Source organism: Aquibium microcysteis (genome assembly GCF_014495845.1).
Lineage (GTDB): Bacteria > Pseudomonadota > Alphaproteobacteria > Rhizobiales > Rhizobiaceae > Aquibium > Aquibium microcysteis.
This window is the reverse complement of the sequence record NZ_CP061080.1, coordinates 5,717,210-5,737,662: the sequence shown is the minus strand read 5'-3', so window position 1 is coordinate 5,737,662 and position 20,453 is coordinate 5,717,210. Positions and strand designations below refer to the sequence as shown.

Below are 20,453 nucleotides of genomic sequence, written 5' to 3'. Positions count from 1 at the left end.
CATCCGCCATGGTCAGGTGACGACGTCGGGCGCCGCCCGCCCGGTGTGGCGGCCGATGCCGGCGATCGCGTCGGCGGCAAGGATCAGGTCGGCCAGCGCGTCGGGCGTCTCCTGCGCAAGCCGCGCCGGATCGTCCTCGTAGCGCTCGAGATAGACGCGGATCGTCGCGCCCTCGGTGCCCGTCCCCGACAGGCGGAAGACGATGCGCGAGCCGCCCTCGAAGCCGATGCGGATGCCCTGGTTCCTCGACACCGACCCGTCGACCGGATCGGTGTAGGAAAAGTCGTCGGCGAAGGCGACGGTGAGGCCCTGCACCGCCGTCCCCGGCAGGCTCGCCAGCCTGCCGCGCAGTTCCGCCATCAGCGCGTTCGCCCGCTCCGTCTCCACCGCCTCGTAGTCGTGGCGTGCATAATAGTTGCGGCCATACTCGGCCCAGTGCCTGCGCGCGATCTCCTTCGCGCTCTCCTTGCGCACCGCCAGGATGTTGAGCCACAGCAGCACCGCCCACAGCCCGTCCTTCTCGCGCACGTGGTCGGAGCCGGTGCCCGCACTCTCCTCGCCGCAGATGGTCGCCATGCCGGCATCGAGCAGGTTGCCGAAGAACTTCCAGCCGGTCGGCGTCTCGTAGAGGCCGATGCCGAGCTTCTCGGCCACCCGGTCGGCGGCCGCACTCGTCGGCATCGAGCGCGCGATGCCCTTCAGCCCGGCCGCATAGCCCGGCGCCAGATGCGCGTTGGCGGCGAGCATGGCGAGCGAATCCGACGGGGTGACGAAGATGCCGCGGCCGATGATCAGGTTGCGGTCGCCGTCGCCGTCCGAGGCCGCGCCGAAATCGGGCGCGTCGGGTCCCATCATCAGGTCGTGGAGCTCCTTCGCGTGGACGAGGTTCGGGTCCGGGTGATGGCCGCCGAAATCGGGCAGCGGCACGCCGTTGCGCACCGTCCCCGGCGCCGCCCCCAGCCGCCTCTCCAGGATCTCGGTCGCGTAGGGTCCGGTCACCGCATGCATGGCGTCGAAGGCCATGCGGAAGCCGCCCGCAAACATCGCCCGGATGGCGTCGAAGTCGAACAGCGTCTCCATCAGCGCGGCATAGTCGGCCACGGGATCGATCACCTCCACGGCCATGCCGCCGAGGTCGAAGGTCCCGGTCCGGTCGAGGTCGAGGTCGGGCGCGTCGAGGGTCAGATAGCGGTCGATCACCTTGGACCGCGCAAACACCGCCTCGGTGATGCGCTCGGGCGCCGGGCCGCCATTGCCGACATTGTACTTGATGCCGAAATCCTCGGTCGGGCCGCCGGGATTGTGGCTCGCCGACAGCACCAGCCCGCCGAAGGCGCCGTGCCTGCGGATGACGTTCGAGGCCGCCGGCGTCGACAGGAGGCCGCCCTGCCCGACGATCGCCCGGCCGAAGCCGTTGGCGGCGGCCATGCGCAGCGCGGTCTGGATGACCTCGCGGTTGTAGTAGCGGCCGTCGCCGCCGATGACGAGCGTCTTGCCGGCAAACCCCTCCAGGCTGTCGAAGACCGACTGGATGAAGTTCTCGGCATAGTTCTTCTGCTGGAAGACCGGCACCTTCTTGCGCAGGCCCGAAGTGCCCGGCTTCTGGTCGTCGTAAGGCGTGGTGGCAACCGTCCTGATCATCGTTCAGACATCCGAGGCGAGGGTATCGTACAATTGGGCATAGCGGGCCGCGCTGCGGTTCCACGAGACGTCGGCCTTCATGCCCTGGCGCTGGATCGTCGCCCAGACCGAGGGCTCGCGGTGGCAGCGCATCGCGCGCCGGATCGCCTCGAGCAGGGCGTCGGCCGTCGGCGGCGCGAACTGGAAGCCGGTGGCGACGCCCGCCGAAAGGGCCGCCTCGTTGGCGTCGACGATCGTGTCGGCGAGCCCGCCTGTCCGCGCCACGATCGGCACGCAGCCGTAGCGCAGGCCGTAGAGCTGGGTCAGCCCGCAGGGCTCGAAGCGCGAGGGCACCAGGATGGCGTCGCAGCCGGCCTGCATCAGGTGCGACAGCGGCTCGCTGTAGCCGATGACCACGCCGACCCGGCCGTGGTGGCGCGCGGCGCCCGACAGCAGCGCGCCTTCCAGCGCATGGTCGCCCGCCCCCAGCACCGCCACCTTCGCCCCTTCGGCAACGATCCGGTCGAGCGCGTCGGCCAGAAGGTCCATGCCCTTCTGCCAGGTCAGGCGGCTGATGACCGCCAGGATCGGCGCGTCGTCGCGGTCGAGCCCGAAGCGCTCCTCGACCGCCTGCCGGTTCGGCCGGCGCTTCTGGAGGGCGCGCGGCCCGTACGTGGCCGCCAGCAGCGCGTCCGACTGCGGGTCCCAGACGTCGACGTCGATGCCGTTGACGATGCCGTGCAGGTCGCCGGCGCGGGCGTTGATGAGGCCGTCGAGACCCATGCCGAATTCCGGCGTGCGGATCTCCTGCGCATAGGTCGGGCTCACCGTGGTGATGGCGCTGGCCGACTGGAGCCCGGCCTTCAGGAAGCCGACGCCGCCGTAATACTCCACCCCGTCGATCCCCATCGCCGCATCGGGCAGGCCGAGCTGCGGGAAGATCGCGGCTGCGAACTGGCCCTGGAAGGCGAGGTTGTGCACGGTCATCACCGACGGCACCGAACGGGCGTTGCCGTAGCGCATGTAGGCGATCGTCATCGCCGCCTGCCAGTCATGCGCCTGCACGACGTCCGGCAGGAAGCCGTCGCCGCCATGCTCGGCGATCTCGGCGCCGGCCTTGCCGAGGGCGGCGAAGCGGCGCCAGTTGTCGTCGAAATCGGCGCCGTCGCCATAGGGCGCGCCCGGCCGGTCGAAGAGATGCGGCGCGTCGAGCACGAAGAGGTCGAGCCCGGCCGCCTCCGCCGCCAGGATCGCGGCCGGGCCGCCGTGGAACTCCGGATAGGACCGGACCACCCTGCGGCTGCCGCCGAGCGCCGCCATCACCGCCCGGTAGCCCGGCACCAGCGTGCGCACGGCCATGCCGTGCGCGGCGAGCGCCGCGGGCAGCGCGCCCGTCACGTCCGCCAGCCCGCCGGTCTTGACGATCGGATAGATCTCGGAGGCGACGGAGAGAACCTTCATTTCAGCCTGTCGATCATCGACTGCGTCACCAGGCAGATGCCGGACTCGGTCCGGCGGAAGCGCCGCGCGTCCTCGTCCGGGTCCTCGCCGACGACCAGGCCTTCGGGAATGCGCACGCCGCGGTCGATCACCACGCGGGTCAGGCGCGCATTGCGGCCGACATAGCAATCGGGCAGCACCACCGCCTCGTCGAGCATCGAGAAGGAGTTCACCCGCGCCCCGGTGAAGATCAGAGACTTGCGCAGCGCCGCCCCCGAGATGATGCAGTCGCCCGCCACCAGCGACGACACCGCCGAGCCGCGCCGGCCCTCCTCGTCATGGACGAACTTCGCCGGCGGCTTGATCTCGGCATAGGTCCAGATCGGCCAGTCGCGGTCGTAGATGTCGAGCTGCGGCGTGATCGCGGTCAGGTCGATGTTGGCCTCCCAGTAGGCGTCGATCGTGCCGACGTCGCGCCAGTAGGCCTCGCCTTCGAAGGTCGAGCGGACGCAGGACTTGGAGAAGCGGTGCGCCAGCGCCTTGCCGTGCCGGACGATGTGCGGGATCAGGTCCTTGCCGAAGTCGCGGCTGGAACCCGGGGTCGCGGCGTCGCGGCGCAGTTCCTCCATCAGGAACTTGGTGCGGAAGACGTAGATGCCCATCGAGGCCAGCGCGAAATCGGGCTTGTCCGGAATGCCGGGCGGATCGGCGGGCTTCTCGATGAAGGAGACGACCATGTCGTTCTCGTCGACATGCATCACGCCGAAGCCGGTCGCCTCCATGCGCGGCACCTCGAGGCAGCCGATCGTCACGTCCGCGCCGGATTCCACGTGCTCGCGCAGCATCGGCTCGTAGTCCATCTTGTAGATGTGGTCGCCTGCCAGGATCACCATGAATTCGGGATTGTAGTCCTCGATGATGTCGGCGTTCTGGAACACGGCGTCGGCCGTTCCCTCGTACCATTGCGTCTCCGAGACGCGCTGGCTGGCCGGCAGGATGTCGAAGCTCTCGTTGCGCTCCGGGCGGAAGAAGTTCCAGCCGCGCTGCAGGTGGCGGATCAGCGAATGCGCCTTGTACTGGGTGGCGACGCCGATGCGGCGGATGCCGGAATTGAGCGCGTTCGACAGCGCGAAGTCGATGATGCGGGTCTTGCCGCCGAAATAGACGGCGGGCTTGGCGCGGGTGTCGGTCAGTTCCTTCAGTCGGCTGCCGCGGCCGCCCGCCAGCACATAGGCCATCGCGTCACGCGCCAGCGGCTGGATCCGTTTTTCTGCCATGGTTCCTCCCCTCTCCCCGCCGCGTCGCGCGCGGCGTGCATGCTCGTCGAGACCAGTAGCAGGAACGCACGGCCCTGCGCCATGCCCCGCCGGTCGGCGACGGACGGCGCAACGGCTGCGGCGGGGCGAACGTTCCGCCCGAAATGACGATGGCGAACCGGCTCAGAGGCCGGCATGCCAGATGTCGCGGTCATATTCCCGGATCGTCCGGTCGGAGGAGAACCAGCCGACGTTGGCCGTGTTGCGGATCGCCTTGGCGTACCAGTCCGGCGCGTTGCGCCAGATCTCGTCCACCCGGCGCTGCGCCTCCGAATAGGAATCGAAGTCGGCCGCCACCATGAACCAGTCGGTCTGGTACAGAGCATCGACGAGGGCCCGGTAGCGGCCCGGATCGTCGGGCGAGAAGACGCCCGACGAGATCGCGTGCAGCGCCTGGCCGAGTTCGGGCGAGCTTTCGATGATCGCCCGCGGCACGTAGCCCTTGCGGCGCGTCTCCTCCACCTCGTGCGCCTTCAGCCCGAAGATGACGATGTTGTCGTCGCCGACGCATTCGCTGATCTCGACATTGGCGCCGTCGAGCGTGCCGATGGTGATCGCGCCGTTCAGCGCGAACTTCATGTTGCCGGTGCCCGAGGCCTCCATGCCCGCGGTCGAGATCTGCTCCGAGAGATCCGCGGCCGGCACCATGATCTCGGCCACCGAGACGCTGTAGTTCGGCACGAAGACGATCTTCAGCAGCCCCCGCACCGCCGGGTCGCGGTTGATCACGCGGGCGACGTCGTTGGCGAGCTTGATGATCAGCTTGGCGTTGTGATAGCTCGGCGCCGCCTTGCCGGCCAGGAACTTCACCCGCGGCAGCCAGTCCTTCTCGGGATGCGAGCGGATCTGGTCGTAGAGCGCCACCGCCTCGACGATGTTGAGCAGCTGGCGCTTGTATTCGTGGATGCGCTTGATCTGGACGTCGAACAGCGCCGACGGGTCGATGCGCAGGCCGAGCCGCTCGGCGACGAGCTCGGCGAGCTTCTGCTTGTTGGCGCGCTTGACCGCCGCGAAGCGGTCGCGGAAGGCGGCGTCGGCGGCGAAGCGGTTCAGCTCCTTCAGCGCGTCGGTGTCGTCGAGGAAGCGGTCGCCGATTGCCTCGCGCGCCAGCGCCGTCAGCCCCGGATTGCACTGCATCAGCCAGCGGCGCGGCGTGATGCCGTTGGTCTTGTTGTTGATGCGGCCCGGATAGAGCCGGTTGAGGTCGGAGAACACCGTCTGCTTCATCAGGTCGGTGTGCAGGCCCGACACGCCGTTGATCGAGTGCGAGCCGACGAAGGCGAGGTTGCCCATGCGCACGCGCCGGTCGCCGTCCTCGTGGATCAGCGAGATGCGGCGAATCTGCTCGAGGTCGAAGATCTGCCGGCTGCGCGCCTCGAGCAGCACCTGCGCGTTGATGGCGTAGACGATCTGCATGTGGCGCGGCAAAAGCCGCTCGAACACCGGCACCGGCCAGCTTTCCAGCGCCTCCGGCAGCAGCGTGTGGTTTGTGTAGGCGAAGGTCCGCTTGGTCAGCCCCCAGGCGGTGTCGAAGTCGATGCCGTGCACGTCCATCAGGAGCCGCATCAGCTCGGCGATGGCCACCGCCGGATGCGTGTCGTTGAGATGGATCGCCGCCTTGTCGGGCAGCGTCAGCAGGTCGCCATACTGCGACAGGTGCCGCTGGACGATGTCCTGCAGCGAGGCGGCGGTGAAGAAGTATTCCTGCCGCAGGCGCAGTTCCTGGCCGGCCTGGTGGCTGTCGGCCGGATAGAGCACGCGCGTCAGCGAGGCGGCCTGGTTGGCCTCGCGCAGCGCGCCGATGTGGTCGCCGGCATTGAAGGCGGCGAGCAGGATCGGGTCGACGGCCATCGCCGACCACAGCCGCAGCGTGTTGACCCGCCGGCCGCGCCAGCCGACGACGGGCGTGTCGTAGGCCACCGCCAGCACGCGTTCCTGCGGCCGCCAGACATGCCGTTCCAGCCGCCCGTCCTTCGCCGTGATCGATTCGACCGTGCCGCCGAAGCCGATCTCGACGGAGCGCTCGCGGCGCTCGAATTCCCAGGGGTTGCCGTGGTCGAGCCAGGTCTCGGGCAGTTCCACCTGCCAGCCGTCCTGGATCTCCTGCCGGAACAGGCCGTGCACGTAGCGGATGCCGTAGCCGTGCGCCGGCAGGTCGACGGAGGCCATGCTCTCCATGAAGCAGGCGGCGAGCCGCCCGAGGCCGCCATTGCCGAGTGCGGCATCCGGCTCCAGCCCGGCGATCACGTCGATCTCGACGTCGAGCAGCTTCAGCGCCTCGCGCATCTGCTGCATCAGGCCGAGATTGGAGAAGGCGTCGCGCATCAGCCGGCCGATGAGGAACTCCATCGACAGGTAATAGACCCGCTTGCGCTTCTGCGCGTAGGCCTCCTTCGTCGAGGCGATCCAGCGCTCGATGATGCGGTCGCGCACGACCTTGATCGACGCGGCCAGCCAGTCATAGGGCGTGGCCACCGACGCATCCTTGCCGACCCGGTAGGTCAGACACTTCAGGATCTCGTCCGCCAGCGCCTTCGGATCGTCGTCATGCGCCGCAAAAATCGGGAGTTCGCTCGTCGTCGCCCGGTCCATGTCGGTCCCTTCCCCTGCGGGACGACGCCTCACGCCGACCCGCCCAGGTCTCCAGCCTTCCTCCCGCAAGCATGCTAGTCGCAACGGCGGGGATTGCAAATGATGTTGTGGAGGGGATGGGGAAAAGGGGGCCTTCCGATCTGGCGGGGTTCGGCCGCATCACCATCGAGATCGTCAAGCGCTCCGACGCCGCGAAGGGTTTCGAACTCCTGCCCCGGCGCCGGGTCGTGGACCGAACGTTAGCCTGGCTCGGACGCTGCCGCAGGCTCGCCAAGGACCGGGAGAGATCCATCCCATCCGCCGAAGCATGGCTTCTCGTCGCCCACATCCGCCTCCTCACGAGGCGGTTCGCCAGAGTTGATATCGCGAACGCCTTTTTTGAGTCAGACGCTCAAGTGCGACCTTCGCCCTGAACTCCGCAGATTGCAGTTTCCTGTTCCCCGTCATCGGGTCCGTCCTCTCTTCGCCGAAACCAAGCTTAGCGGACTGTCCGGAATTCGGGGACCGCCTCACCAACCGCTACCTCAACATGGACGACCTCAGAGAACACAAGAAGCTCGAACTCCGAAAAGCCGCATGACCAGAACCCATGACCGCCCGAAATTTGCAGAACTTGACGCATACGACCACTTGACGCTGCGAGAGAACTCCGTTTTGGTTCCGATTGCCAGCGCAGCTTCTTTGCTTCTGAATAAATAGGTGGGATGCTGCGAGATGTTAGAATACTGGGGGAGCACGCATCGATTGCCGATGCTGCAAAGTGATGGATGTCTGACAACCGGATTGCACCCGAGATCCTTGAGCTCATTCGCCGCACGTCGACGGTAGGTGGCTGCAGCAATGTCTTTTCACTTGCACCACGCGGCCACAGGGTCGGCTTTTATTTCCAACAAAGGCGTGCGACGCTGCTAGCTAAAGCGCTACGTGACCGGCTTGGCGAAGACGGGCTTAAGTCGGCTAAAATCGCAGTTATCGGGGCCGGCGTTTCGGGGGTTACATTTTTCCTGTCGCTTATTCATTTCGGCGCGAAGAACGTATTTATCTATGATGCTTCTGATGGAATGCTCAATACCGGCGCGAGCGCCGAGCATCGTCTTGTGCATCCAAATTACAACCGATGGCCGATGCTGGGCTCGATGGATCTCTTTACCGCCCTACCGTTGCTTAATTGGTGTGCTGGTACGGCACGGGATGTGGTGGAACAATTGCGCACAAGCGTCCGCAACGGATATACTGAAAAGACCAAGGATCGGTTTCGACGCCGCCATCGCTGCGTATCCGTCACCGAGCAAGAACCGGAATTGATAAATTCCGTTCGTGTTTTGTTCGACGTTGATGGCATCCAGCACGGCGAAGATTTTCAGATCGTTGTAATATCTGTTGGTTTCGGAGAGGAGGATTGTGTAAGATCTGGATTAGAAGACTACTGGACCCCAGAACGAAATCCACTTGACACAGGACATCACAAGCGGGAGGCGCGTGTATTCGGAACCGGTGACGGCGCATTGATCGATATACTTCGATGTTGCGCAAGGGAGCCAAACGACGCATGGCAAATTCCGCTTGGCCTAATCGGTGGGCTGCGCGATGAATCGGCCATTGTGTTGCAAGAAGACATGGCGAGCGGGCCGGTGGACCCGAGGTCGCTGGAATTCACTGCCGTGGAAATTGAGATCCAGCGGCATGAGGAGAGTATTCGCGCGGCCTCCTGGCATATCGTGAAGAAGTCCGACATGGTGACGGCAGGCCGCTATATCGCTCAGGAAGAAGTTTTCTACCGTGGTCTTGCTGGACGCCTGAGGAAGGACGAACCTTGGCTCTGTAACTTCCTCGAGGGCCGGCTCAAGCCGGCAGCAGAAGCAGCGCTCAAACCGAAACTAATCGGAGAAATCACCACCCCTTTCGAGCCTACATCGGCACCGATCAACAAGCTTCTTGCAGCATATCTGCTGGAGACTGACCGAATCTTATACGAGTGCAAACCACGTACCGAAACTGATGAGGAATTGAGGGCAATCAAAGACGCAACCCGCCTCGCCACTGTAGAAACGATCGCGATCTGCCGATATGGTGCCAACCGCAACTTCCCATCCACCAAGAAACATCGGCCCGCTAATACGGTGGATGTCTTCCTGAAAGTAAATAGTTCCGCGACTAAGTCGGATGAGACGGATTTAGAAAGTCAGTTGATTGATCTACTGAGTGGGCTTTCCGGCGGCGAATACGTCTATTTTGATGCGATGCCTCACCCGCTCGAGTTGGCACGAAATGGGCATAATCAAGCGCAAATGATCCAAGGCACGCGCGAGCGGTTCAAGCCGATCATTGAGGGTTTTGCGCGTGCAGAGTTGGGCGCCACCGAAGTGACCTTGATACCTCCAAGGAAGCAAGTGCCAGCAAAGTGGTCCATCAAGACTGAGATGCGTTCCGACGCAATTCAGCAAAAGTTGCGTCTTCTTGGTGGTATTGACGGTATATTTTGCGGCGCGCCGATCGTTGTTACACGCGAGATACTGCCAGAAGAGGAGAATTTTTGAAACTCAACCTTCAAAGCGAAGTGCGCACAAGGCACAGCACCATGCCTGTAAGGCTTTCGGGTGTCTTCCTTGACGCCGCGGGCAGCGAAAAAGGATTGACTGTGCTGCGTGTGCTTCCGAACGCGGCACCGACAGATGAGTGGACGTCAAGTATGAGTGTTGTCCCGCAACCGGTTTTCTGCCCCCAGCAAGGCGAAGTCGGCATCCTAGACCCATTCTGGTGGCAGTCGCTGGCCCAGGCGGACGCCAATGCGGAAACTCCGGCTGCGTTCACTGGCGGCGCGATGACTTGCCTCTTCACGCTGGCCAAGGATGTCGAATCTGATGACAGCCGCTGGCTGAAGGGCCAAGCAAGGATTGCTTCACCCGGTGATTACATCGACAGGCCCGTCCGATTGCCTGAAGGCGCCGAGATTGGCGCTATTGTTAATGAAATAAACCACGTATCCCTAAATGGACGATCCATCTATCCATTGTTGAAGTTGCGTCGCAGTAAGACAGACATGTCGATGCAAGTCGGCATCCGAAATGGCGCCATGGTATTCGCACAGAATGGCGCAATGATTGGCGTTATAGTCGCAACTTTTGGCGGCGGAGAGTTCTATTCCATTGCCCCGATTGAGGATATCATGGAGTGGCACGCGCTGAGCTTTTTTACCAAACCGCCGCAAGACAGACTCCAAACAAAGAAGAAGCGAATAGAGGTACGGGAGTTTGAGAGGCAAATTCGGGGTTCAGAAGAACTTATTCGGATGATTGGGAGTTGACCATGCACTTTGCCTCCCGCTCCCGACCTACTGATCGAAGCGAACTCTGCAGCCAGCTAATCATGAGCGCAGCCTTCGTCGCCTATGAAACTCAGAAAGTTAAGGCTCAAAGAAAGTGGGTGGAGGCGAACAAGAATCGCCAAATTATTTACGTCTTCGACACCGACATTATCAGGACCTGGTGCGCGCCTTGGAGAAGCGGGCCAGTCGATCCGATTACACTGGGCAACGGCTATGGCCAGGTGTTGCCGCGACAGATCATTGTCGATTTCAATGTCGACGAGGCAAACAACATTCTTCATAGGGAACGAAATCAGGCAGAAGCTGTTGCTTGGCTGCTTGCGAGCAGAGCTATGCGGGAGGCTTTCAGTTCGGGCGCACCGCTGTTGCTTACTGAGGCGCACTTTTCGGAAACGATGAAAGTCTATCAGAATGTCAAGAGAGACGCGGCAGTTCATAGGGATGTAGGGTTGAGGACTGTCCATGCTCGTCTGGACTTCCAGTTGGCTTCGACATTAAAGGCGGTACGAAGCAATCTCAATTCTGACGACAAGTGGGCGATTAACGCCCGAAACGCCGGAGCGATCGTCGCAAACATCCTTCGCATCATCGAATCTCGCAATGCCACGCGAATCCACGGGGCCGTGCGAGAATGGGATTCTTTCCACGATATCGTGCGCATCGGCAACGGCTTATTTAAGCTGACGGAGTTTCGTCCCGACCCTGAGACATTTGGCCGTAGAGTTGCGGACAAATGGGAGGGCCTCTGCAAAGCCGTCGTTGAGGGAGAGGATGCTGCGGAAATCGAGGAACTGCGGCAAGCGCTTCTGCCTGTTATCCGTCGCGCAAAGAGCAGGCTTAGTTTCGAGCGCTCCGAAATTGATGCTGCAGCAGTCGCCGAGGTAGCCTATCTAAACCGTCGCCTTCGGGCTGAAAACGTTGATTTGCGCGTCGTGCTCCTGACCGGTGACCGTGGACTGGCTTTAGCCATGGCACATGAAGGGGATGCAACGCTCTCGGGCAGCGACGAAACGGTCAGTGGTTTCGCGTTCGGTCATGTCCGGCATCTTTGGTCTTTCATCGATGTCGTGAAAAATGGCGAGGACGCTAGCGCAAAGCCAAAAGAGTTGTTCTCGGGGCTTCTTGCGTTTGAAGATGAGATCGAAAGCGCTAGCGACTTTCAGCGAGTACTTTTGGAAAACGCTATCGATCCGGGCCACGCCTATGTCCGGCGTGTTAGTGAAGTAGAAATTCGTGACGCGTATGAACGCTGGGAGCGATATACTAAGCAAGCATCGAATACGCAAAAGCATTTTCTTTTCGATACGCTAAAACTAGACGCGATCTCGAAAATCATAGTTGCTAAGATTTCTTCCGCAGAACCCGATATCACCAAAGAGCGAGTGCTTTCCCTTGTCACTGAGACGACAGCTAGAGCTCGTGACCGGGCGAATGTCGAATTCTCCGGTATCGGCGCCAACTCCTTGCTCGATCGTCACAAAAATGGCATCCGCAATCCGCCTGAGTTGATGTTCGACAGCCTCGTGAATACGGACGCGATATTCAAGGATCTAGCTCGGCCAAGACGTGTCTTCCAGACGGCGGAAGACTTCGCCGTTCGCTTCGATCAAATCTCGCTGGATTGCCATCAGCCCGATAAGGATGACACCATCGACGACGATTTTCGGCAGGAATGCTATCTGAAGTACCTTGTGCTTGGCGCTCTCTTCGCAAGCGCAAATCGCTGGATCGTTGCCGAACAGCACGCTGAAAGCGCAGTGCGGATCATCGAACGAGCTAGGGCGCTCAACGACCCAATACGAGTAAAGCAGACGGGAATAGATGAGCCAAGATCCCATATGAGTGGACGCGAAGGCTATTTCCTGCTCGCATCGTCCAAGCGCGTTAGGGCACAGACTATCACGCAGTTCAACGAGGCTCATAGAGTGTTGTTAAAGGCCCGCGAGCGCCTACGAGAAGATCGCAGCAAAGGTACGGCTCTTGGCGTACCATTCATTCGCTTCGACTCTGAGGTAGTTGCGATAGCCCTGGGACGCTACTACTCTGCTCGGAAACTTGCAATTGAGAAGCTTTCTATCGATGACCCTTGTAATGATCTTGTTGACGAGCTGTATGGAAGCATCGAGACCCTCCTAAAGGTCTTTCGTGATATGCATCTCGCGGACGAAAGGTCCGGTGCCATCAAAGGCGACAAGTTAGCCAACCTCCCGGCCGGGACAAGCACGAGCATCGCGACAAATCTCATTCAGGTGTTTGTCATCTCTGAGTTCCGCAAGCGCAGGGAATTCGAGGGACAGGCTCGCATTCCGATCAATAGGGCAATCATTTCCGACGCGGTCGACGTGATCATTGATCAAACTGATATTCTGTCGAAGTTTAGCGCTCACGGTTTTCTCGCCAGTGACGGTATAAGCGCGGAACAAGGTAACATAATCTGCTCTCCCTTGATGATGCTCTACGCAGCTGTGGGAGACCTAATCTTAGGCGCCAGGAAGATCCCTGTATTCAGAAAAGAGGCTGACGTCGATAAGATATTCGATCGTTATAGAGCGCTATTGACGCATTATGACGAGTGGCGATTCGGTGAGTTGCGAAAGTTCACAAGAATACTTATCGGGGAATATCGCAATTAAATTTTTTCCAACCGTACAAAATCGAAATTCATTTATCAAGGATATTTCTTTTCCCTGAGTTATAACAACGGTCATATCCCCTGACCGACATGCGCCCAGTCCCGCATTCCGATTGACGTGATCGTGTGTGGCTGGGCGAGGAGCTTGCGCCAGGCGTCGCAGGCGGCCTCGATGATCGCCTCGTAGTCGGCAAAGACGCGGTTCGACAGCCAGTTGCTGCGCAGGTACTGCCAGAGTAAGCGCTGTCCCGGCGTATCCCTCCGGTGTGGGCCGCAGGAGATCAGCTTTTCCGTTCGTCGGCCATGATCCGCTCTATCAGGTCAGGATTGGATTCCTGATCGATGAGGAACTGCCGGATGCCGCCGGGCCAGGAGCGGACGTCCTGGAGGAACTCCTGAAGGCTCTCGATGCCGCGCGCGGTGAACGCGGTGATGCCTTCCTCGGACCCGTCGATGATATGGATCATCTCGCCGTAGTCGATGTCGTCGGGATTGGCGGCGACGACCTCAAGCAGCTCCCGGTTCTCGCCGATCATCGTTGCCGCGTGTGCGAGACTGTAAAAGGTGGTGTCGCGAGCCATCAGGCGGCTTTCGGCTCCCGCTCGCGCCCGGCCGCCCAGTTCCACGGGAGCAGTTCCGTCAGGCGCGACATGGGCAGGTTCGGCATGCGGCCGAGCACATCGGCAAGCCATGCCTGCGGGTCGATGTCGTTGAGCTTGGCGGTGACGATCAGTGTGACCATGAAGGCCGCGCGCTCGCCGCCGCGTTGCGAGCCGGCGAAGAGCCATGCCTTTCTTCCCAGGGCGATACCGCGCAGGGCCCGCTCGGCGGCATTGTTCGTCAAACACACCCGACCATCGTGCAGGAACCGCGTGAAGGCGTCCCAGCGGCCATCCTTCTCGACCATGTAGTCGATCGCCTTGGCAACCGGATTGTGCCGGGACATCTGCGCCCGCTCGCTGCGGAACCAGGCGTGGAGTTCCTCGACGAGCGGGCGCGACAGCTCCTGTCTGGCTTGGCGCCGGGCATCGGCGGAGAGACCGTTGAGGTCGCGCTCGATCGCGAAGAGCGCGTCGATCCGCTCGACGGCCTTCAGCGCGACAGGCGATATCGCATGTGTGGCCTTGCCCTTGCGCACGGCATCGGCGACGTCGGCCAATTCGAAGAACTTCCGTCGGGCGTGGCTCCAGCACAGGGCGCTGGTCACGGGCGCTGGCTCGCGGCCCGCCCGGTAGAGATCGTTGTAGCCTCCCCCCGGGTCCGGCCTGTGGCCGGCCCGAGGGCAGGCTCCGGCATCGGCCTGCAGGACGCCGGTCCATCCGGCGAGGTGCCGGTTGGGATGGGTCTTCTCGCGATCGGCAGAGAAGTGGAACAGGACGGCGGGCGAGGCACCGCCGGCGAAGGGGCGGTCGTCACGAACATAGGTCCACAGCCGCGCCTGCCGGGTTCCACCTCGCGCCAGCAGCGGCACCGTCGTGTCGTCACCGTGGAGCCGATTGCCCGCCAGCACATGGGCCTTGATGAGCGCATGGATCGGCTCCAGCGCCACCGAGCAGGTTCCGACCTGGTCGGCGAGCGTCGACAGGCTGAGGTCGACGCCTTCGCGGGCATAGCGCTCGGCCTGCCGGTTCAGCGGCTGATGTTGCCTGAACTTCTCGAAGAAGATGGTGGCCAGAAGGTTTGGTCCCGCCCAGCCCCGCGGCGTGGCATGGAAGGGTGCCGGCGGCTGGCTGATCTTCTCGCAGTCCCGGCAGGTGAACTTCTCCCTGACGGTCTGGATCACCTTCCACCGGCGTGACACCGCCTCCAGGGTCTCGCTCGCCATTGTCCTCGGACCAATGGCGGACGATGGCTCGCCGTCTTCTCCCATCTTCACGATGCGCGAGGAGCCGCAGCAGGTGCATGCCTTCGGCGGCTCGATCACCACGCGCTCGCGCGGGAGATGTGCGGGGAAGGGCTTGCGGGCCGGACGGCGTCGCTCGAAGGCGGCGACCGTGGTGGTGCGGGCCGCTGCACGCTCGGACGCGATCTCGTCCTCGGTGGCGGCGGCTTCGAGATCCTCGAGCTGCAACTCCATCTGCTCGATCAGCCGGGCACGCCGTTCGGAGCTGTGGCCATACTGCTCGCGCCGGAGCTTGGCGATCTCCAGCCTCAGATGCGCGATCATCGCCTCAGATGTCGAGACCAACGCACGCGCCTCGGCCAACTCGGCCTCCGCCACCCTGGCGCGGGCGTCGGAAGCGGCGAGTTCGGCACGAAGTCTGGCGATCTCGGCGGCACCGTCGGACATGGCCAAATCTACCATGACCAACAGGTAAAACCCAGCATAACAGCGCAGTAGCCGCTCTCAACCAGCCTTTGCCGGACGCTGCGTCCAGCGCGGATTGCGCCAGTCGATCCCGTCGAGGAGATAGCCGAGCTGGGCTGCCGAAATCGCCACGGCACCCCCACCTGGACCGGCAGGCCAGACGAACTTGCCCGCCTCCAGACGTTTGCCGTAGAGCGACATGCCGATCCCGTCGTGCCACAGGATCTTCACCAGATCGCCGCGCCGACCACGGAAGCAGAAGATCTCCCCACCGTGCGCATCACGCCCCAGACCCTGCTGCACCTTCAGTGCCAGGCTGTTCATGCCGCACCGCATGTCGGTGACGCCCCCTGCGATCCAAACCTTCGCGCCGGCAGGAAACGCGATCATGATGCGTCCACGATCGGCAGCAGGCGAGCGAGCACGGCCGGATCGATCGAGATCGGCACGATCATCCGGCGCGCATTCCCCAGAACCACCTCGATCGTCGCCTCCGCGACGGGCGTCGCCACCACTAGCGGCGGCGTCTCGACGACCGCTGCCGATGCTGCGCTTGCCGCAAGCGACACAGCCATGAACGTCGGTGCCGCAGATCCCAGCCGGCCATCGCGATAATCCGCCCGCCATCGCGTCAGCAAAGAACGCGAAATCCCAACACGCCGTGCCGTCGCCGATCCCTGCCGGTGCCCCCGCAGGCTCTGCTCGACGATACGGATCTTCTCCTCGTCGGTCCAAGCCCGCCGGCGTCCGACCTCGTCGACAGATAGAACCTCAAACTCCGAAATGACCTTAGCGCCTGCCAAAAGGCATGCTCTTACGCACCAGCTCCTCAGTCAGCCAGACGGCCGACGCCGGAGGGATACGTCCCGGCCCCACCTTTCGCGCGTGGTCGTGAGCCACGATGTTCGAAGCCTTTGAAGGCTTGGACATATGACGATTTCAGAGCTTACGCTTAATACCAACGGCGTAACCGCCGTTCTCAGGCCACGGCCTTGAGTGGCGCCGGGGCATAGGCCCAGGGCAACAGGTCGTAGAGCTTGTTCTGCGGATGGCCGGCGACGATGCGGGTGATGACGTCGGCGAGGTATGCGTACGGATCGATGCCGTTGAGCTTGCAGGTCTCGATGAGCGAGGCGATCGTCGCCCAATGCTCGCCGCCGCCGTCGGAGCCGGCGAAGAGCGCATTCTTCCGATTGAGGGCGATGGGGCGGATACTGCGTTCGACGACGTTGGAGTCGATCTCGACGCGACCGTCATCGAGGAAGTGGGCTGGCCCGGCCCAGCGCGCGAGCGCGTAGCGGATCGCTTCGGCAAGCTTGCTCTTCTGGCTGACCAGCGCGAGCTTTTCGCGTAGCCATGGCTGGAGGGCATCGATGATGGGACGGCTTCTCTCCTGGCGCGCGGCGCGCCGCTCTTCGGGCGAGCGGCCCCGGATCTCGTTCTCGATCCTGTAGAGCTCGGCGATGCGGGCGAGCGCCTCCGTGGCGATCGGCGCCGGACCGGATTGCGCCAGTTCGTAGAACTTGCGACGGACATGCGACCAGCAGAATGCCAGGCTCACGGCGTTGCGCCGACCGCCGACTCTCTTGCGCCAAGAAAGCCGGACGCCGCAGATCAGTTGAGCATCGTGATGGCGCCGGAATTCTCGATGCAGCCGCTGCTCAACAGAAGCGAGGCCCGTGTCTTCAAGGAACTTGACCGGATGGTCCTCGACCGCAATCCCTGCTGGCAGGTCATGGCGCAGGTCTCTCTCGGCGAGATCCTCCGTTGCAAAGATCCGGCAGCTTATGGATGCATCAACTCGAAGCGCATCGACCTCCTCCTCGTCGGCGAGAACTGCCATCCACGCTACGCCGTCGAGTACCAGGGCGGCGGCCATCATCAGGGCGCTGCCGGCGCAGGCGACGCCGTCAAGAAGGAAGCGCTCCGTCGGGCCGGCATTCCTTACCACGAAGTCGTCGCCGGACCGACAACACCATCCGAACTGCGGCGCCTCGTCGAAAGGCTAGTGGATGTACCGATCGCTGAAATCCCAGACACAGCGAAAGCGGGGTTCCAACCGCACCTTCTTTGCACGGTTCTGACGAGGCGCGGTAGCGATCCTTTTGGAGGATCGTTTTGTGTCTGGACTTGACCATAGACTTGAGCCGGAGGGCGAGATCCTGCGGCGCGGCAATCAACGTGAGAGCGCAGCGACAATCAGGATGAGAATGCCGGCGGCTTGAGACGCAGGGAGGGCGTAGCCCGACCGGAGTTTCAAGCCGCCGGCGGCGTTCCTATTGGTGCGCCGTCTGTGATCGCGGCCGACCGGGTATGCCGGTGGTTTTTCCGATGGGAGGAATCACTTTGTGCCCGGACGCCATGTAACCGATCACCAGATGAGGCTTTTCATGAAGTTCCGGCAGACCCACACGACGGCCGTCGCGGCGGCGAAGGCGTCGATCAGCGCGGCCACGGCCTATCGCATCGAGAAGGATGCGAGGCTGCCCTCGCAGAGGAAGGTTGCGCGCCAGCGCCGCCGCCCCGATCCGCTCGCCGACATTTTCGACACCGAGATCGTGCCTTTGCTGAAGGCGGCGCCGGGTATCCGGCCAATCGCAATCTTCGAGGAGATGCTGCGGCGTCATCCCGAACTCGGTGCCGGCATTCGCCGCACCATCGAACGCCGTGTCCGATCCTGGCGGGCCGTTCACGGCGAGGAACAGGAGGTCATCTTCCGGCAGGCGCATGAGCCGGGCCGGCTCGGCCTGTCGGACTTCACCGACATGGGCGGCGCCGGCGTCACCATCGCGGGTCAGCCGCTCGATCATCGGCTCTATCACTTCCGGCTCGCCTATTCCGGCTTCGAGCATGCCCATGTCGTGCTCGGCGGTGAGAGCTTCGTCGCGCTCGCCGAAGGCCTGCAGAACGCGCTCTGGTCGCTCGGCGGGGTGCCGCGAGAGCACCGCAGCGACAGCCTCTCGGCGGCATTCCGCAACCTCGACAGGGATGCGCGTGCCGACCTGACGCGTCGTTACGAGGACCTCGTCGCCCATTACGGAATGACGGCCACCCGCAACAATGCCGGCATCGCCCACGAGAACGGTGCAATCGAAGGATCTCACGGACACCTCAAGCGGGCGATCGATGACGCCCTGTTGATGAGAGGCTCGTGCGACTTCGACGATCTGGCCGCCTACCGCCGCTTCGTCGACGAGATCGTCAGTCGCTGCAATGTCCGCCATGCCAGGCGCATCGACATCGAGCGCGCCGAACTCCAGGAACTGCCCGCCCGGCGGACATCCGACTAGGAGGAGGTCACCGTGCGCGTCACGTCATCGGGCGGCTTCACGCTGCGCAAGGTATTCTACACCGTGCCCTCGCGCCTGATTGGCCACCGCCTCAGGGTGCGCCTGTTCGACGATCGGCTGGACATCTTCATCGCGGCACGCAGCTCATGACCCTGCCGCGCGGGCGGGCCTCGCCATCCGGCAAGCACGACCAGGTCGTCAACTACCGCCATGTCATCCATTCCTTGCGCCGCAAGCCGATGGCGCTCCTGAACCTCGTCTATCGCGACCGGCTCTTTCCACGCGAGGCCTATCGACGAACCTTCGACATGCTCGTGGATCGTCTGCCGAAGCGGCAGGCCTGCCGCACCATGGTCGAACTCCTCGCGATGGCCCACGAGCGGGGTTGCGAGAGCGAACTGGCCGATCAGCTGCGCATCTCGCTCGACGCTCGACGACTGCCGGACATGGCCGCGCTGCGCGAACGGTTCGCGCCGGATCCGTCCCGGCTGCCCAGCGTCGTCGTGCATCTGGCGTCCCTCGATGCCTACGAAGGCCTGATCGGCGGCAGCCATGACCATGACCTCGCGCCAGGAGAGGTCGCATGAAGACGAACAGCGCCCCTTCGACGCCGCCCGCGGCGTCGCTCAGGACAGGCATCGACGCCGCAAGGCTCAGCCTCCTGCTCAACGAACTGCGTCTGCCCGCCATCAAGGTGATGTGGCCGCAGTTCGCCGAAGAGGCCGACAAGGAAGGCTGGCCGGCCGCCCGCTTCCTCGCCGCCATCATCGAACACGAGCTTGCCGAACGCGATCGGCGCCGCATCGAGCGCCATCTCACTGAGGCTCGCCTGCTGCCCGGCAAAACGCTTGACACCTTCGCATTCGACGCCGTGCCGATGATCTCCAAGGCGCAGATCATGGCCATCACCGCCGGCGACAGCTGGCTCGAGAAGGGAGCGAACCTGCTGCTGTTCGGCCCGCCCGGTGGCGGCAAGAGCCATCTCGCCTCGGCCATCGGCCTTGCTCTCGTCGAGAACGGCTGGCGGGTCATGTTCACCCGCACCACCGACCTCGTCCAGAAGCTGCAGGTCGCGCGCCGCGAGCTCGGGCTCGAAGCCGCCATCAACCGGCTCGATCGCTTCCACCTGCTGATCCTCGACGACCTCGCCTATGTCACCAAGGATCAGGCCGAGACCAGCGTGCTGTTCGAACTCATCAGCGCCCGCTACGAGCGGCGCTCCATGCTCATCACCGCCAACCAACCCTTTGGCGAATGGGGCAAGATCTTCCCGGACCCCGCCATGACGCTCGCCGCGGTCGACCGCCTCGTCCATCACGCCACGATCTTCGAACTGAACGTCGAGAGCTATCGGCGCCGCGAGGCCATCGAACGAAAACGTGGCCCAGGCCGGCCAGCGTCATTCGCAACACCGGCCAACATCGCTCCTGATTGACGCGCCGCGACAATCAAACCGACCAGCCCTCTTGCGCACGACAATCAATGCCGCGATCATGACCACCGCCGCGACACAAGATTCTCATCCAGATTGTCGCGCGCATCTCACCAGATTGTCGCGCTACAAGATCCGGCGTTTTGAGGTCATCAACGGCGCGATGGGCCGCCGGCGTTGGTCGCCCGATGACCGAGCGCGCATTCTGGAAGAGACACTTGCGCCGGGCGCGGTGGTGTCGGCGGTCGCGCGCCGGTATGACCTGACCCCGCAGCAACTGTTCACCTGGCGACGCGAAGCCCGCAAGCGTGCGGAGGCAGACGCTAAAGCGCTGGCCTCAGCGCCCATACCGCTGAATGAAATGGGCCGAATCGAGCGCGTCGGCACCTCGGCGGCTGCCCGACATGGCTCGATGACCTCCCAAACAGAGCCTCTCTCAATAAATTCCACCATCACCTTGCAGCGGTAAAGCTCGACGTCTGCCCCGGATAAGAATCC

13 protein-coding genes and 4 pseudogenes are annotated in these 20,453 nt (G+C 63.1%); 8 read left to right on the top strand and 9 right to left on the bottom strand.

From position 1 onward, the window contains the following. Positions 1 to 12: 12 nt before the first annotated feature. From IAI54_RS27000 to IAI54_RS26985, 4 genes are all read right to left on the bottom strand, one after another. Complete coding sequence (locus IAI54_RS27000; RefSeq protein WP_187970111.1) at positions 13 to 1,641, bottom strand: alpha-D-glucose phosphate-specific phosphoglucomutase; 1,629 nt, start codon at positions 1,639 to 1,641, stop codon at positions 13 to 15. A 3-nt stretch (positions 1,642 to 1,644) separates the two neighbouring features. Continuing rightward, entirely contained in the window at positions 1,645 to 3,081 is a 1,437-nt protein-coding gene (gene glgA, locus IAI54_RS26995) for a glycogen synthase GlgA (protein WP_187970110.1), read from the bottom strand. Next, a complete protein-coding gene (glgC, locus tag IAI54_RS26990) occupies positions 3,078 to 4,337 on the bottom strand; it encodes a glucose-1-phosphate adenylyltransferase (RefSeq protein WP_187970109.1) in 1,260 nt (419 codons plus the stop codon). Before glgC ends, glgA begins: the two co-directional genes overlap by 4 nt. A gap of 162 nt (positions 4,338 to 4,499) precedes the next feature. Beyond that, positions 4,500 to 6,968, bottom strand: a complete 2,469-nt coding sequence (locus IAI54_RS26985) for a glycogen/starch/alpha-glucan phosphorylase (RefSeq protein ID WP_187970108.1) — start codon at positions 6,966 to 6,968, stop codon at positions 4,500 to 4,502. A 161-nt stretch (positions 6,969 to 7,129) separates the two neighbouring features. Here IAI54_RS26985 and IAI54_RS26980 point away from each other — a divergent pair. From IAI54_RS26980 to IAI54_RS26965, 4 genes and pseudogenes are all read left to right on the top strand, one after another. Further along, positions 7,130 to 7,381 (top strand): annotated as a pseudogene (locus IAI54_RS26980) (hypothetical protein); the annotation flags it as partial. A gap of 354 nt (positions 7,382 to 7,735) precedes the next feature. After that, on the top strand, positions 7,736 to 9,505 hold the full coding sequence (locus IAI54_RS26975; RefSeq protein WP_187970107.1) for a hypothetical protein: 1,770 nt from the start codon (positions 7,736 to 7,738) through the stop codon (positions 9,503 to 9,505). Beyond that, the gene (locus IAI54_RS26970; RefSeq protein ID WP_187970106.1) at positions 9,502 to 10,272 is read left to right on the top strand and encodes a hypothetical protein; all 771 of its coding nucleotides are present in this window, start codon (positions 9,502 to 9,504) and stop codon (positions 10,270 to 10,272) included. Before IAI54_RS26975 ends, IAI54_RS26970 begins: the two co-directional genes overlap by 4 nt. A gap of 62 nt (positions 10,273 to 10,334) precedes the next feature. Further along, complete coding sequence (locus IAI54_RS26965) at positions 10,335 to 12,926, top strand: hypothetical protein (protein WP_187970105.1); 2,592 nt, start codon at positions 10,335 to 10,337, stop codon at positions 12,924 to 12,926. A gap of 280 nt (positions 12,927 to 13,206) precedes the next feature. Here IAI54_RS26965 and IAI54_RS26960 read toward each other — a convergent pair whose 3' ends face one another. The 5 genes and pseudogenes from IAI54_RS26960 to tnpC (IAI54_RS26940) form a co-directional block, all read right to left on the bottom strand. Beyond that, complete coding sequence (locus IAI54_RS26960; protein WP_187973373.1) at positions 13,207 to 13,506, bottom strand: hypothetical protein; 300 nt, start codon at positions 13,504 to 13,506, stop codon at positions 13,207 to 13,209. Further along, positions 13,506 to 15,215: an IS66 family transposase gene (gene tnpC / locus IAI54_RS26955; protein ID WP_187970104.1), complete on the bottom strand. Its 1,710-nt coding sequence runs from the start codon at positions 15,213 to 15,215 to the stop codon at positions 13,506 to 13,508. The genes IAI54_RS26960 and tnpC (IAI54_RS26955) overlap by 1 nt, the downstream gene beginning before the upstream one ends. Before the next feature lie 57 nt (positions 15,216 to 15,272). Then, positions 15,273 to 15,623, bottom strand: coding sequence for an IS66 family insertion sequence element accessory protein TnpB (gene tnpB / locus IAI54_RS26950; protein ID WP_187970103.1), 351 nt, complete (start codon positions 15,621 to 15,623; stop codon positions 15,273 to 15,275). Continuing rightward, on the bottom strand, positions 15,620 to 16,036 hold the full coding sequence (gene tnpA / locus IAI54_RS26945; protein WP_187970102.1) for an IS66-like element accessory protein TnpA: 417 nt from the start codon (positions 16,034 to 16,036) through the stop codon (positions 15,620 to 15,622). The genes tnpB and tnpA overlap by 4 nt, the downstream gene beginning before the upstream one ends. 176 nt (positions 16,037 to 16,212) lie before the next feature. Further along, positions 16,213 to 16,803 (bottom strand): annotated as a pseudogene (tnpC, locus tag IAI54_RS26940) (IS66 family transposase); the annotation flags it as partial. An 18-nt stretch (positions 16,804 to 16,821) separates the two neighbouring features. Between tnpC (IAI54_RS26940) and IAI54_RS26935 the strand changes: the two are divergent. The 4 genes and pseudogenes from IAI54_RS26935 to IAI54_RS26920 all read left to right on the top strand — a co-directional run. Continuing rightward, positions 16,822 to 17,253 (top strand): annotated as a pseudogene (locus tag IAI54_RS26935) (DUF2726 domain-containing protein); the annotation flags it as partial. 328 nt (positions 17,254 to 17,581) lie between these two features. After that, positions 17,582 to 19,110: pseudogene (gene istA / locus IAI54_RS26930) on the top strand (IS21 family transposase). Then, the gene (istB, locus tag IAI54_RS26925; protein WP_187970101.1) at positions 19,107 to 19,958 is read left to right on the top strand and encodes an IS21-like element helper ATPase IstB; all 852 of its coding nucleotides are present in this window, start codon (positions 19,107 to 19,109) and stop codon (positions 19,956 to 19,958) included. The pseudogene istA and the gene istB overlap by 4 nt, the downstream one beginning before the upstream one ends. Positions 19,959 to 19,989: 31 nt before the next feature. Further along, entirely contained in the window at positions 19,990 to 20,424 is a 435-nt protein-coding gene (locus IAI54_RS26920; RefSeq protein ID WP_187970100.1) for a transposase, read from the top strand. The last annotated feature ends 29 nt before the right edge of the window (positions 20,425 to 20,453 follow it).